The following is a 15,544-nucleotide window of genomic DNA, read 5'->3' as shown; positions in this document are numbered from 1 at the left end:
ATTACAGATGGAGCGCTGTTCTCAATTAGTATTTTGACGCCGTGATCAGGGGAGAGGAGAGCGGCGTCTAGTCAGGCTTATGCTCGTTGAGGTTGGGCAGGACCATCAGCGTATGTTCATCGTAATGAGCAAAAAATCGCTGCCATGCACGTACACCACCCAACTCGCCCACAGCAAGGATAATAGCCTTGTGAGAGGCCGTGAGCAGAGCGACTTGCCGCTCTAAATCTTCTATACGTTCGTCTTTCATTGCGAGACTGGCGATTAGCCGTTTTTGAGAGTTCTTTTTCGCTCGTTCTACCCATTGGTTTCGGGTCGTTTGCAATTGTTGATAGTGAGCAATTAGGTCTCTGCGGAATGTGTCCCGCGCGAGAGTGGAAACGGCGCCTAGATTCTCCATTCTACGCACAATGGCATGGGCAGTTATTCTCTCATCGTTTTCCAGCATGGACTCAAGAACGCTAAGTAGATTGTCATCAAGATTAACCGCATTTGCGGTACGGCGTACTGGCTTGCTCGGTGCTGGCATATTGACTCCGCTAGGCACGTAACAGGGCTTAGCGCAAAAGCGGCTAGCCTTCAAATAAGTCTACTTGATGGACCTGCACCGAAAAATCCGGACCATCTGGAAAAGGGTTTTCACCAGGTCGACATGCCAATGCTTTATCAATATTTTCTAACGTTTTTTTTGCATGATCCAATTGATTTGCTCTTCCGATACTATCACTGAATCGAGCCTCTATTTTATTGACGGCTAAGGCGATTTTTTCACGAAGCCCAAATAGATTTTGCTGATGACTTTTCAGATCTGTAACGCAAAGATGACGGCAGCCGCCGTAACACTCTAAATGCTTTGGACAAGGATTGGTCATAAAACTGTTAATGCAAAATCCATAAGGCGTAACGTGAAACCCATCAGCTTCTCCCGCCAGAAAGAGAAATGCCGCCTCATCGCCCATTGTCGCCTGAATCTCTCGAAACTCTTCAACAATCGGACCGGACACCTTGCCACTTAGGATCATCGCTAGCACTTGCGAACCACCTGTTGGCATAATATCAAGTGCCGTGTGCGGTAGATCCATTGAAGCGAGTTCTTCTAATAAGCTGCGGTGATCGTACCGGTACGACTGCTCAACACTACGACGGCCGTAACGCTTAGTTATAATCGTGTCAGCTACGCCCATCCTAAAGAGTTCACTATTTTGAACGTGACGAAAAGAATGACTATTTATTGTAAGGCTTTGGGTTTCCTCATTGCGCCCATACCGTTGAAAAAAGTGGTATTTGAAGTTTGACTTTTGTAATAGTGGTTTCGTAAATCGACCGTATCGAGGATTCCAACAAAGCAGTATTTGCGAATATCGCATAGCCCATCATTTCTCCCTTCTGATAGCGCGCGTACGGGCGCAAGAAATAACATATTATGGGGAGGTATCGAGCCCGCAGCGGTGCGCAACGGCTTTAGAGGTGAGAGCTTGGATGGCATTCTTAATCTCACCACCTGCTCTAACTCCGACACCTTAAAGTACCCATTTCTGAAATTTACCTTACAAAGCACCCCGGACACTGTGCGGAAAGGAGTGAGCGATTCATACCCTCTACGCAGCACGGCGAAATACTGCCGTACGACATTCTTCACTTTTCCTCCATGTTCTTTTAATGATAACTGTCGACTTTCAATTTCGTCCAGTACGCCAATGTCATAATTTTTCCTGTACTTCGTAATTAATCGAACTTCGTCGTCATCTTCAAATATAAATGGATTGCCAGTCAAATACGGATATAGGTCTGCTGCGGCCACCAATTCGTCCGGTTGAAAGTCAGCCAAAATCCGATTGGATTGATACTGTTTCTCAAGAGTGGCGCGGAGCGGCTGGGTGAGCAAGAGCACCCGATTCAGGAAATCAACAATAATCTCCCTGAATATCTCGGGAATGTGCTGTATATCCGGATGTAAGAGTTTGCCATCTTTATCCGAAATACTTCTTTTTTCAACAAAGTATCTAAGAGCAATCGATGACGAAATACCGCCGAACTCGCTTGCGGGAATGCCCTTTTTACTCAGATGAGAGAACTCCTGGCACCAATCGACTGGTATAAGTGGTGTTTCGCCCATTCGCAACCCACAGAGCACCAGAATTTTGGCTTGCGCAAACCGCAACTCATCATAAAATGTCTGTGGATCTTCGGTAAAAACAATATGGTGACAAAAATACCATTGACCTGGCGTAATGATAGTGGATTGCCTTCCAGCGAGGAAAATAAGTAACTGTGTCGGGTCGAGGGTCGGTAGCTCTCGACAAAGGTCCTGATGAGGCTGGCCAACGCTGGCGGCACAGGCAGCTGCCGGGCGGCATTGTTGTTTTTTAGGCTGGGCTGTTCTTGGCGCGGATCACGCTGATACGGATTGTCGCCGACGTTCAGCCAGTTCACAGTTTCTACGGTCGGGGTGAAGCGTTTTTCGCTTTTTAATGCATTCATCGGCAGCACCAGGGTTTCACCGCGGCGTAATCCAAGATGCAACATTAGTAGGCACAATACGTAATTACGCCAGCGTAACGTACTGTTTCTAAAGGGATTACGAACCGAGTACGGATCAATGATCTGGTAAAACTCATCCAGCACTGGGCTTGGCAACGCTCGGACAATTTCTGCCGGCGGCGCGGGCACCATACCCAGCGAGTCAAACAGCTTCTCCAGACGCTCCAGGCGCATGCTCAGCAGCCAAAGCATGTCAGGATCGGCATGACTTTTCACCAGGCGCTGAACACACAAGGCAGTCAGCCTGGTATAGCCGTCTGGCCGACTGGTATAGCTGTTCGATCACGGACAATTGGGTTCGTAGTGTGGACGGCGCCAAGCTCGCACCGTCCAGTGCAGACCAGACTGTCGACCAATAGCGTGGTCGTCCACGGTCATCGGTCAACAACCAACCAACGAGTCCGGAGGGCACGGAAATGTCTTTCAAATGAACAACAGGCATAAGCGCAACAGCTGAAGCTGCTCCTTATGGTAGCAAGCGTTGCAGTTGAGCCTAGGTAATTTCCTGTGTAACGCAACACACACGAACATGCTCGTCTTACACATAATGTATATTATGTTAAACAATGGATTATGATAGAACTGGATTCCGTGCTCTCACCCTCCTGCTCGGACATCGAAATGGCGCCCCTTGCACACAGACGTCCAGTCACCAAAAAGTCCTGCCTCGCCGCGCATTGATTGCCAGGCGCGAGCTCAGCCGATTCTGCTGGCCACGCTATTCATTCATGACGCTATCCTCTTCATCACTGGCAATGTTCTGCTCTCAATGATCGTTGTAATTTCCGCCTTTTCGCTGAGGTCTCGATAGACCGATTAATCCTGGCAAGGATCGGAGCAACTGCTCGGCAACCGGCAAGCATCAGCACAAAAAACCCATCAAGCTCGCGCTCAGTTACCCAGCGTCCGCCTACGCGCCTGTACAAAAACTTCCTGGTCAAACTTCCATCCGCGACAAGCCTTCGAACAGTTCTGCCAGAAGCTCATGTCCGACAGCTAGGAGCCGGTTAGCTAGTAAAACGTCCTGCCTGCTTTCCAATAAATATTTAGGCAAAACCTGTACAACTGACGACGGATTGTAAAAGTGACGAGCGGCAGGTCTGGAATTTATTTCTCTATAAATCAAATAGGTAACAAAAACTTCAGATAAATAAAGCTGAGCAAAACGGGAATCGGAATTTGCGCTGGAATGGATCCAATCTATCGTTCTTTATCGATACCTCGTAAACGGCCGCCCCCGTTTTCTCTCCAAAGCGACAGGGATTTTGCAAATGGATAATATCGTCGTTGCCGAAAAATCGACTTCCCAGCTAACGGCTTATGCCTGGGGCGACCTGCAACTCAACCAGCCGGCCGTGGTCCAGGTCCCTGTCGCACCCAGCCAGGTAGCCTCGACCAGTCGCAACGGCCAGGATCTCGTTCTCACCCTCAAGAATGGCGAGCAAATCAAGGTAGCCGGATTCTTCAATACCAGTCCGGAAGGTGCCGCCAGCGACATGGTGTTCCAGGGCGAGGACGCGACGCTCTGGCAAGCGCAATACAGCGCAGAGCCGTTCAACGGCTTTACCTTCGAGGAAATCACCTCGATTGATGAGCTGATTGCGGGAGCCGGAGTCGTCGACGGCTCGACCCCCGTTTGGGCAATCGCCGGACTTGGATTGCTCGGTGCCGGTGGTGCAGCAGCGGCCTCCGGTGCAGTTGGCGGTGGTGGTGGAGGTGGTGGGGACGGCTCCCCTGCCGATACAACGGCTCCAAGCGCCCCGACAGGTCTTGGGTTGTCGGCCAATGGAGGCGTACTGAGCGGGCTGGGTGAAGTTGGCAGTCTGGTGACCGTGCGTGACGCGAGGGGGAATGTCCTGGGCACTGGCACCGTCAGCGGCGATGGACGCTTCGAAATCGAGCTGAGCAACCCGCAAGTCAACGGCGAGACGCTGGAGGTCACACTCACGGATGCCAGCGGCAATACTTCCCTGCCGGGCTCAGTGACGGCTGCCGATACGACAGCGCCCGACGCGCCAACCAACCTCACGGTCGATGCCAGTGGCACCCAGCTAAGCGGGACCGGGGAAGCCGGCACAACCATCCAGGTCCGTGCCGTAGACGGCACTCTGCTCGGCAACGCAACGGTTGCCGCCGATGGTGCCTTCAGCGTAATCCTCGTTCCGGCTCAAATCGATGGCCAGACCCTGACAGTCACCGCTGTGGATCCAGCGGGCAATCTGTCCTCCGCCGTTGCTGTCTCCGCGCCTGCCCTGCTTGAGCCCCCTGCACCCAGTGGGCTCGCGCTCAACAGCGACGGAACCCAACTGACGGGCACGGCCAAGGCAGGCACCACGGTGGAGGTACGCGCGGGGAATGGCGACTTGCTCGGCCGGGCTACAGTCGCTGGCGACGGGTCATTCACTGTGACACTCGATCCGCCGCAGGCCAACGGCGAAGTGCTCAGTGTCGCAGCGCTGAACAGCTCAGGCGTCTCTTCGTCAGTCGTACCGTTCACTGCGCCGGACATCATCGGTCCTGCCGCAGCCACGGATCTGGCCGTCAGCAACGATGGTCTTTCGGTTACGGGCCGTGGCGAGCCTGGCAGCACTGTCATTGTCACCAATGCCCAAGGTGTACTGCTGGGCACGGCCCTCGTATCGGCCAATGGCTCGTTCACAGTACAACTCAACGCGGCGCAAATCGACGGTGAAACGCTGAGCATTCAGCTCACCGACTCCGCCGCGAATCCGTCGCCTGTGGCAACGGTAATCGCTCGCGACTTGGACGGCCTGCCCCAGCCGAGCAACATCAGCTTGAGTGTGGACGGCTCCCAACTGAGCGGCATAGGACAAGCCGGGGCGACAGTAACCGTCATCGACGCCAACGGTAACGTGCTCGGTACGGCGTTGGTGGCGGCGGACGGTACATTCAGCGTGCTGCTGAACAGCCCGCAGAACAACGGTGAAACCTTATTGATCGGCATCCTCGACGGAGCCGGTAATACCTCTGTACCGTTGACGTATGTGGCGCCCGACACCCAGGCGCCGGCGGCGCTCGCAGGGCTGACGCTTGACGCCCAGGGGCAGACGCTGAGCGGCAATGGCGAAGCCGGCGCAGTGGTCACCGTGCGAGATCAGGCTGGGAACATCATTGGTTCCGGCACAATCGGCAGCAACGGCAGTTTCACCCTGAACCTGTCGACTCCGCAGATCGACGCTCAACAGTTGCTGGTCATCCAGACCGATGCTGCTGGCAACCCGACCGCACCCGTCGTGGTGACGGCGCCCGACCTGACCACCCCGGTTGCCGTGACCGATGTAACGATCTCCGCCAATGGCACGTTCGTCACCGGGGCCGGTCAATCCGGCGCCACTGTTACCGTCACTGGTGCAGGTGGCGTTGTATTGGGAACGGCCGTTGTCGGCGATAACGGCCGCTTTGAAATCACCCTCTCCAACCCACAGATCAACGGGCAGAGCCTCACCGTTATTCAAAACGACGCGTCAGCCTCGCCCTCCCCCGCGGTGCCGATCCAGGCGCCCGACATCCAAGCCCCCAGCGCACCCTCGAATCTATCGTTGAACCCTGCCGGTACGCTGCTCAGCGGCCTGGGCGAACCCGGCGCAACAGTGACGGTCAGGGATTTGGCGGGCAATTCGCTGGGCTCCGCAACAGTCGACGGCAACGGTGCGTTTTCGGTGCCCCTGAGCAGCCCGCAGATTGATGGTCAACAGCTTCAAGTGAGTCAATCGGACGGCGCGAATACGTCCCCAGCCACGCCACTGACGGCGGCGGATACCACCCCGCCGCTGGCGCCTGGCAACCTGATTCTCGGCAGCAACGGCGTGACATTGACGGGAACCGGACAGGCCGGTAGCACGGTCGTCGTGAACGCGGCAGATGGCACGCCACTGGGCACCGCGCTGGTCGCAAGCGACGGCAGCTTTACTGTCAACTTGAGTCCGGCGCAACTCGATGGCCAGGTCTTGAGCGTCGTTCAGTCCGATGCAAGCGCCCAGCCTTCACTCGCAACATCAATTACCGCGCCGGATATCACCGCACCGCCCCCACCGTCGGGCATCTCTGTCGATCCGACAGGCACTACGGTAACCGGCACGACTGAGCCGGGCAATATTGTCCAGGTGCTGGATGCCGATGGTGTTCTCCTCGGCAGCGCGACGGCGGGCGGTAACGGCGTCTTCACGGTCAATCTCGGCGCTGTGCAGAACAACGGCGAGGTTTTGCAAGTGCTGGCGTCGGACGGCGTCAACAGCTCGCTGCCGGCCAGTGCCATGGCGCCAGATACTACCGTCCCCCTGGCGGTCAGTGATCTGCTGATCAACCCTGCCGGTACCCAAGTGTCCGGCACTGCGGAACCCGGTACTGTCGTAACTGTAAGCGTTGCCGGTGGCAGCGCGCTGGGTAGCACCACGGTTGGCGCAAACGGCAACTTCGTCGTCACGCTCAGTCCTGCCGCCACCAACGGCAGCAGCCTGGAGGTCATCAGCACCGATGGAAGCGGCAACAGCTCGCCCGTAGTGCCGTTGACGGGGCCCAACGGCACGCAGGTCGCCACCCCGAGTGATCTGGTGTTGAGTGCCGACGGCTTCACGTTGACGGGCGCGGGTACACCCGGCTGCACCGTGACGGTGACTAACAGCAGCGGCAGCGTTCTCAGCTCCGGGCTCATCAACAGCCTCGGTCGCTTCACCTTGTTGCTGAACGCCAAGCAAATAAACGCGCAAGTGTTGCAGGTCACTGCCACCGATCCCAACGGTGAAGTCTCGGTACCCGCTACGGTGACGGCCGCGGACGGCACGCCACCGGACGCGGTGACCAACCTGGCCCTGAATGCCAATGGCAGTGCACTGACCGGTAAAGGCGAAGCCGGCGCCACGGTGACCGTGAGCGACAGCAGCGGCACGGTGCTGGGCACTGCGCTCGTCGCCAGCAATGGCTCATTCGGCATGAGCTTGATCCCGGCGCAGCTCAACGGACAAACCCTGAGCGCCACCCAAAGCGACCTGGCCGGCAACGTTTCGCAGCCAGCCAGTGTCATTGCGTCGGACCTGCAACCGCCTGCGGCGGCGACCGGTGTCACCATCAATGACGTCGGCACTGTCATCACCGGCCAGGGCGAAGCAGGCAGCACCGTGACCGTGCGAGATGCCGCCGGCAACGCGCTGGCCAGCGGTGTTATTGACCAAAGCGGCAATTTCCAAGTCACCCTGCCCAGCGCCCGGAACACTGGCGAAACCTTGCAGGTATCGCTGACGGACCCGGCCGGCAACGTCTCGTCTGCTACCGGAGTGGACACGGTAGACAGCACGGCGCCAGCGGCCGTGCAAGACACGTCGATCAGCGCCAATGGCACGACGCTCAGCGGGACCGGTGAGGTTGGCGCGACGGTGAACGTCACCAACGCCACCGGGATTTTGCTGGGCAGCGCCGTGGTCGGCGCCGATGGCTCGTTCAACGTCACGCTGACGCCAGCGCCAACCAATGGCGAACCCTTGGCGATCATTCAGATCGACCTTGACGGTAACGTATCGCCATCAACCAGCCTTGTTGCCCCGGACATCAGCCCTCCGGCCGCGTTGACCCAAGTCGCGGTCAATGCCGACGGACTGACTGTGACCGGCCAAGGCGAGCCCGGCGCCACCGTATCAGTGCGTGGCGCCGACGGCACTTTGCTCGGCACGACCGTGGTCGGCAGCGGTGGTGCGTTCAGCGTCACGTTGAACACGCCGCAACTCAACGCACAAGTATTGACCGTTACCCAGGAAGACCCGCCCGGCAACGTTTCTACAGGCATCGAAGTGGTTTCGGTTGATCTCACTGCACCGGACAGCCCGAGCGAATTGACCCTCAATGCAGGCGGCCTGCAACTGGCCGGCCGAGCCGAAGCGGGCAGTACCGTAACCGTGCGCGACAGCCTGGGTAATCTGCTGGGCAGCGCCACCGCAGCCGCGAACGGTACCTTCCAGCTCACGCTCAGCAGCCCCCAGGTCAACGGCCAAGTGCTGAACGTGACGGTCCGCGACGCAGCTGGCAATCCCTCTACCCCGGCGTTTTTCAACGCCGCCGATACCACCGCCCCCTTGGCCGCCAGCAACCTGGCGATCAGCGCGGATGGCGCAACGCTGACCGGGACCGGCGAAGCCGGCGCCAGGATGGAAGTGCGTGACGCCAATGCCAATCTGCTGGGCACGGCAACGGTCGATGCCAACGGCAGCTTCAGCATCACGTTGTCTCCAACAGCGTCGATCGGCACGACGCTCTCCGTCGTGCAGATTGATGCCGCTGGCAACAGCGCCCCGGCAGCTCCGATCGTCGCGCCGGGCAACCTGGCTGAAAGCGCGCCCATCAACCTGGCGCTCAGTGCCGATGGCTTGACGCTGACCGGAACCGCAACGGCCGGTAGCACGGTGAGCATTCGCAACGCTTCGGGTGTTTTGCTGGGAACCGCACCGGTGGCAGGCGACGGTACTTTCAGCGTTACGCTCAGCGCAGCGCAAGTCAACGGCGAGCAGCTCTTGGCCGTGGCGACCTCAGGCTCCGGTATCAATTCGTCGCCGACCAGCTACACAGCAGCCGATGTAACGGCGCCAGCGTCTCTCGACGAACTGAGCCTGGCGCCCAATGGCACGAGCTTGACGGGCCGTGGTGAAGCGGGTGCCACCGTGACCGTGCTTGGCAACGGCGGCGTCCTGCTGGGCAGTGCCGTGGTCGCCGCGGATGGCACCTTCAACGTCACGCTCAGCCCAGCGCAAACGGCAGGACAGACGTTGAGCCTGAACCAATCCGATGCTTCCGGTAACGAATCCAACAGCGTCACCCTGATCGCCCCGGATCTGATCGCCCCCAACCCGCCAGCGGCTTTGTTGGTCAGCAATGACGGTACCGTGTTGTCTGGCACTGGCGAAGCGGGTACGACAGTCAACGCGTACAACGCGGCCGGAACACTGGTCGGCACCGGTAGCGTGCGCATTGACGGCACGTTCGACATTGCCCTGACCCCGTCGCAAGCCAACGGCCAAGCGCTGACCGTGTCCCTGACGGACGCTGCGGGCAATACCTCGACAGCCGCGCCGTTCACCTCCGTCGACAGCACCGCGCCGACCGCTGTGTCCCAACTGAGCATAGGCAGCGACGGCGCGACATTGACCGGCCGCGGCGAACCCGGCGCACAAGTCAGGGTCATCGACAGTGACGGGAATGTGCTTGGCACCGCCACCGTAAGCCTTACCGGAACCTTCACCCTGGCCTTGACGCCTGCGTTGACCAACGCCGAAGTTCTGACCGTCGTGCAGGCGGACGCTAATGGCAACGAGTCACCTTCAGTCAGCCTGACTACCCCGGATTTCACGCCGCCCGACCCGCTGGCCAATGTAGGTATAAATGCGTCAGGTGCGCTCGTTACCGGCACTGGCGAGCCTGGTGCGACCGTCACAGTCAAGGATGCCAGCGGCGCCTTGCTCGGCACCAGCGTGGTACTTGTAGACGGCTCGTTCAGCGTCAGCCTGACGCCGCCACAGATAGATCAACAGATTCTCAGCGTGCAGCAGGCCGATCCACCCGGTAACGTCAGCGCGCCTACATCGGTCACCGCGCCTGACCTGACCCCACCGGCGTCACCCGCCGACCTGCAATTCAATGCTGGCGGCGACGTGCTGACCGGCAGCGGCGAAATCGGCAGCAGTGTCAACGCGACGTTGGCCGACGGCACTGTCGTCGGAACCGGCACGGTCGGCAGCGACGGCCGCTTCCAGATCACTTTGACCCCGGCGCAGACCAACGGCGAGTCTGTGTTCGTGGTGCTTGAGGATGCGGCCGGCAATGCCTCACCGGTTGCGACACTGGCGGCGCCCGATAGCACGCCACCGGCGGCGTTGGCCAATATTGCCATCGACACGAGTGGCAGCATCATCAGCGGTGTCGGTGAGCCAGGCGCACAGCTGTTCGTCACCAATGCGGCTGGCACCATAATCGGTACCGGTACAGTCGGTGTCGATGGCAATTTCAGCGTGACCCTGGATCAGCCGCAACTCAACGGCGAGGCCATGTCGGTCGTCCAGCGCGATGCGGCAGGCAATCCGTCCACCGCTGCGGCCGTAACCGCCCCGGATGTAACAGCGCCAGCGCTGCCCGCAATCACCAACCTCAGCCCGGATGGACTGACGCTGACGGGGACCGGTGAAGCCGGCGCGACCGTACGTGTGAGCAGCGCTGCCGGGACTTTGCTCGGCACCGCGACGGTGGCGTCGGACGGCACCTTCAGCGTGACGCTCAATGCAGCGCAACTCAACGGTGAAATGTTGAGCGTGAACCAGACCGACACAGCTTTGAACGTCTCACCGACACTGCCCTACCAAGTGGCTGACCTCACCGATCCGCTGGAGATTGCCGACCTGGCTATCAGCCAGAACGGATTGACCGTGACCGGCAGCGGTGAAGCCGGCGCTACGGTTACGGTGTTCGATGGCGCAATCGCGCTGGGTACGGCCACCGTGGCAACGGATGGCAGTTTCAGCGTCACGCTGGGCAGCGCGCAACTCGACGGCAGACTGCTGTCGATTGTCCAAGCCGACGGTGCCAACAACCAGTCCGAGCCGATACTGTTCGTCGCGCCGGACAGCACCGCGCCAGCCCAGCCCACCGTGACATCGTTGACAGGCGGCACCCTGCTTGCGGGCACTGCCGAAGCGGGCAGCACCGTGACGGTCTTGTCTGCCAACGGCACGGTATTAGGCAGTACCGTGGCCCTGGGCGATGGTAGCTATGAGATCACGCTCAGCCCGGCCCAGGCCAACGGACAATTGTTGTCCGTGATCGCGACCGATGTCGCCGGCAATGACTCACCGACGCGCCTATACCCTGCGCCCGACATCACCGCCCCCGACGCTGTCAGCAGCCTCACGGTGAGCGCTGACCTTAGCCAATTGGCCGGTCGCGGCGAAGTGGGAGCCAGCGTGCAGGTCCTCGATGCCTCGAACAACATCGTCGGCAGCGGAACGGTGGCGGCCAACGGCACATTCCTTATTTCCCTGGATCCGGGCATCAGCGCCGGCCAGGTGCTGACGGTGAGCCAGGAGGACGCCGCGAGCAATGTCTCGGTCGATGTCAGCCTGACCGTCCCCGCGGTGCCCGCACCGGATGCGCCTGACAACCTGGCGCTCTCGTCGGACGGCGTAACGCTGACCGGTACCGCGCAAGTCGGCACGACGGTCAATGTCTACGGTCCCGATGCCAGCCTGATTGGTACCGGCGTCACCGGACCAGACGGTGCGTTCAGCGTCGTGTTGGCCCCTGCGCAAACCAATGGACAGAGCCTTGAAGTCACCGCGAGCACGCCATTGGGCGGCGCCTCCCCGCCCACCGAAATCATCGCCGCCGACACGGCAGCGCCGGTTCCGCTCAGTGACCTGGACGTCAATGCCAGCGGCACGCTGGTCACCGGCCGTGGTGAAATCGGTGCGACGGTTACTGTCATGAGCGCGGGGGGAGCGGTACTCGGCACCGCAGTGGTAGGCGCCAATGGAACGTTCAGTGCACAGCTGAATGCGCCTCAGGCGAACGGCCAGATACTCACTGCCTATCAAACCGATGCCGCCGGTAACGCGTCGACCACGTTGAACGTGACAGCGCCAGACATCACAGCCCCTTCGGCGCCATCGGCGTTGGTACTGAGCGGTGCGGGCCTGGTGCTTGGCGGGATCGGTGAGGCCGGAGCCACTGTCACCGTGCGCGGTGCGGGCGGCGCCGTACTGGGCAGCGCGACGGCCGCAGCCGACGGCAGCTTCTCGGTGACACTGTCGGCCCCGCAACTCAATGGACAAGTGTTGAGCGTCAGTCAAAGCGATGCGGCGGGCAATCTCTCACCGACAACCAGCCTGAACGTCGCCGACACGACACCACCGGCCCCGCTGAGCAATGTGACGTTGAACAATACGGGCCTGACCGTGAGCGGTACGGGCGAAGCCGGTGCCACGGTCAGCGTCACCAATGCCGCCGGCACTGTATTGGGCACCGCCGTGGTCAACGCCGCAGGTACCTTCAATGTCCAGCTGTCGAGCGCCCAGCTCAACGGCCAGCTGCTTGCTGTCCAGCAGGCAGACCCGGCGGGCAACCTCTCGACGGTTTTCAACCTCACGGCGACCGATTTCCAAGCCCCCATCGCCCCGAGCGCACTGGTACTTGGTGCCAACGGCTCAACCTTGAGCGGTGTTGGAGAAGCTGGCGCAACGGTCAACGTCTACAGCGCTGGAGGTGCTCTTCTGGGCACCGGCACCGTGGGCAGTGGCGGCACGTTCAGCATCAACCTCGGCACGCCACAATTGGATGGCCAGTTGCTGACGGTGCGACTGGTGGACCCGGCCGGCAACCTGTCGGCCAACGCCAGCCTGACCGCGCCGGACGTGACCGCCCCCGGCGCGCCGACTGGCGTCACTGTCAATGGCAGCGGTACGTCGCTCAGCGGTGTGGGTGTCCCTGGCTCGACCATCACCGTGCGTAGCGCCGGCGGTGCGGTACTGGGCACCACCACGGTCGCCGCCAACGGCAGTTTTTCCGTGGCCTTGGCGACGGCGCAAATAAACAGCCAGGTGCTCAGCGTGACGCAGGCCGATCCGAGCGGGAACGTCTCAGTGGTCGCCAACGCTAACGCACCAGACCTGACCCCGCCCGGCGTTGCTTCGGGCCTGCTGGTTGGCGTCGATGGCCTGTCGGTCACCGGCACCGGCGAGCCAGGTGCTGCCGTAACGATCAAATCCGCGACCGGCACCGTCCTCGGCACCGGCACCGTGAACGGCGCCGGAGTGTTCACCATCGTCCTGAACAGCGCTCAGATCAATGGCGAAAAACTGACTGTCAGCCTGAGCGACAGCCGCGGCAATGTCTCGGCCGGGGCCACCGTCACGGCGCCGGATGTTGACGTCAATGCCCCGGTGAGCGCCAGCGACAATCTTGCCACCGCAACCGTCACGCTCGCGCCGGCCACCGCGACACAGACATTCAACGATTCGTTCACGACGCTGCTCGCAGGATTTTCAAAGACCTTTACCTTCACCGTCCCCAGCGGTACGCGCGTCGATCCAACGCTGACCCTGACCACCAGTAGCCTGGTTTCGCTGCTCGATGGCGTGTTCTATACGCTCCAGGTAAAAAATGCCAGCGGCAACTGGGTCACCCTGGACGTCAATGGCAGCGGCGGCCTGCTCGACTTGATTGCCCTCAGCGGCCAAGGGGTTCGGGTGAACATCGGTGATCTGCTCGGCGGCGACTACCGGCTGACCGTTTCGAGCACCGGTATCGGGCTGCTGACCACGGTCAACACGCAGCTACAGCTGGACGTCAGCAGCCTGACGCAGTTCAACGGCACGGCGGGACCAGCCGTTACCGGAAACGTGGTGACCAATGTTGGCGTCGACGGCACGCCTGACCAGACCGGCCCGGACAACGGCGCCCAATTGCAGGTGTTCAAGAACGGCGCTTATATCAGCGCCGCAGGTGGCACCACGGTCCAGGGGCTCTACGGCACGCTGACCATCGACGCGAGCGGTAACTACAGCTATCAGCCGAACGGAAGCGCAGCCAGCGTTGGCAAAGTCGATGTCTTCAGCTACCAGTTGGTGCACCCCAACGGTTTGAGCGACACCGCCAACCTGTACGTGCGCATCGACAGCCCGCAGGCCAGTGAAATCTGGAGTGACAGTAATCTCGGCAGCCCGGCGTTGGTGGTCGACGCGACGCCCGACATCGCCGCGACTGACGTGACACTGGTCAACCGCGAAACCACCACACAGTCCAACCTCGGCACCTTCAACGTGTTGCTCGGCGGCGGCAACGGTATCTATAGCACCAGCGTGGCGGCCAATACCGTCAGCGACCTGACCGTCGTGGTCAATTCCAGCAATCTGCTGAGTGTACTGGGCTCGATGACGGTGGGCCTGTACAAACTCAACACCGCCACCAACCAGTACGTGCTGGTCAAGAACTACGGCGGCGGTTCGCTGCTGAACCTGGGCAACGGCAACTATGGGGTCACCTTCGATGACCAGGCGTCCGGCACTTATCAAGTTAGGGTCTCGGTGGCCGGCCTGGGGGTACTCAGTACCGTCAACACCAGCCTGATCAACGTGGCGACCTATACCAACCAGTTCGTGGTCGGCAGCTACACGCCGGTGTCGGGCAACCTGCTCACCGATACCGCGGGTGGCGGTGCCGATGTGCTGGGGTCGGTCTATACCTTGCTGAGCGTGCTGGTGGCGGGCAGTTATGTGGCGCCGGGCTATAACGGCACCACACTGGTCGGGACCTACGGTTCGTTGCTGGTCCAGGCCAATGGCAATTACACCTACACCCTCAAGCAGGGGCTGACCGACGCGGTGATCGGCCAGGAAGACGTATTCACCTATCAACTGACGCACCCTAACGGCAGTGTTGATACCGCCACGCTGACCATCGACCTGAACAAGGCCGGCGCCTTCGCCAGCACTGCTTTCGCGGCGCTGACCAGCGACCAGGGCTCGCTTGCCAACGCCGCCGGCAGCGAACTGATCCAAGGCACCGAAGGCAACGACACGCTCGACGGTTCCCAAGGCGGGGCCATGTCCCTGCAAGGCGGTGCCGGAGACGACACGTTGATCATCACCGACCAGCAATTCGTGTCGGTCGATGGCGGCAGCGGCACCGACACCCTGCTCTGGGCAGGCGGCGATGTGGCAATCAACCTGGGCGATCTGCAAGACCGGATCCACAACATCGAAGTGCTTGACCTGAACCAATCCAGTGCCGTGTCGCTGACGCTGAGTCTCGGCGACCTGCTGGACATCACCGCTGATGACCACAACACGCTGATGATCAAGGGAGACAACAATGACAGCGTACACATGAGCGGCGGCTGGACGCTTGACGGCACGCAACAGGCCGACGGCATCGACTACACGCAATTCACGGCACAGGAGGATCCGACCCATCATCTATGGGTGCAAAACGGCATTCAGGTGGTTTGAAGCATTGA

The 15,544-nt window shown here is 60.2% G+C and carries 5 protein-coding genes; 1 reads left to right on the top strand and 4 read right to left on the bottom strand.

Annotation, left to right across the window (positions count from 1 at the left end; all coding sequences use genetic code 11):
* Positions 1–67: 67 nt before the first annotated feature.
* From ACZ5M5_RS15580 to ACZ5M5_RS15565, 4 genes are read right to left on the bottom strand one after another with little or no spacing between them, the layout of a single operon-like run.
* The gene (locus ACZ5M5_RS15580) at positions 68–529 is read right to left on the bottom strand and encodes a hypothetical protein (RefSeq protein ID WP_464737559.1); all 462 of its coding nucleotides are present in this window, start codon (positions 527–529) and stop codon (positions 68–70) included.
* A 43-nt stretch (positions 530–572) separates the two neighbouring features.
* Positions 573–1,184: a hypothetical protein gene (locus ACZ5M5_RS15575; protein ID WP_464737558.1), complete on the bottom strand. Its 612-nt coding sequence runs from the start codon at positions 1,182–1,184 to the stop codon at positions 573–575.
* Positions 1,185–1,228: 44 nt separating this feature from the next.
* Positions 1,229–2,116 (bottom strand): hypothetical protein, encoded by an 888-nt coding sequence (locus ACZ5M5_RS15570; protein WP_464737557.1) that lies wholly within the window; start codon positions 2,114–2,116, stop codon positions 1,229–1,231.
* Positions 2,062–2,733 carry a hypothetical protein gene (locus ACZ5M5_RS15565; protein ID WP_464737556.1) on the bottom strand — a complete coding sequence of 224 codons (672 nt, stop codon included), beginning with the start codon at positions 2,731–2,733 and terminating at the stop codon, positions 2,062–2,064. Before ACZ5M5_RS15565 ends, ACZ5M5_RS15570 begins: the two co-directional genes overlap by 55 nt.
* Before the next feature lie 1,079 nt (positions 2,734–3,812).
* On the opposite strand from ACZ5M5_RS15565, the gene ACZ5M5_RS15560 reads away from it, so the two are divergent.
* Positions 3,813–15,536 carry a BapA/Bap/LapF family large adhesin gene (locus tag ACZ5M5_RS15560; protein WP_464737555.1) on the top strand — a complete coding sequence of 3,908 codons (11,724 nt, stop codon included), beginning with the start codon at positions 3,813–3,815 and terminating at the stop codon, positions 15,534–15,536.
* Positions 15,537–15,544 lie beyond the last annotated feature (8 nt).

This window comes from Pseudomonas sp. Van50, from assembly GCF_055390755.1.
This window is presented reverse-complemented; position numbering and strand designations above follow the sequence as displayed.

What these genes read in the sequence shown, in the direction of transcription:
- ACZ5M5_RS15580 (WP_464737559.1), bottom strand. Translation starts at nt 529, where the DNA reads ATGCCAGCACCGAGCAAGCCAGTACGCCGTACCGCAAATGCGGTTAAT.
- ACZ5M5_RS15560 (WP_464737555.1), top strand. Translation starts at nt 3,813, where the DNA reads ATGGATAATATCGTCGTTGCCGAAAAATCGACTTCCCAGCTAACGGCT.
- ACZ5M5_RS15575 (WP_464737558.1), bottom strand. Translation starts at nt 1,184, where the DNA reads ATGGGCGTAGCTGACACGATTATAACTAAGCGTTACGGCCGTCGTAGT.
- ACZ5M5_RS15570 (WP_464737557.1), bottom strand. Translation starts at nt 2,116, where the DNA reads ATGGGCGAAACACCACTTATACCAGTCGATTGGTGCCAGGAGTTCTCT.
- ACZ5M5_RS15565 (WP_464737556.1), bottom strand. Translation starts at nt 2,733, where the DNA reads ATGCTTTGGCTGCTGAGCATGCGCCTGGAGCGTCTGGAGAAGCTGTTT.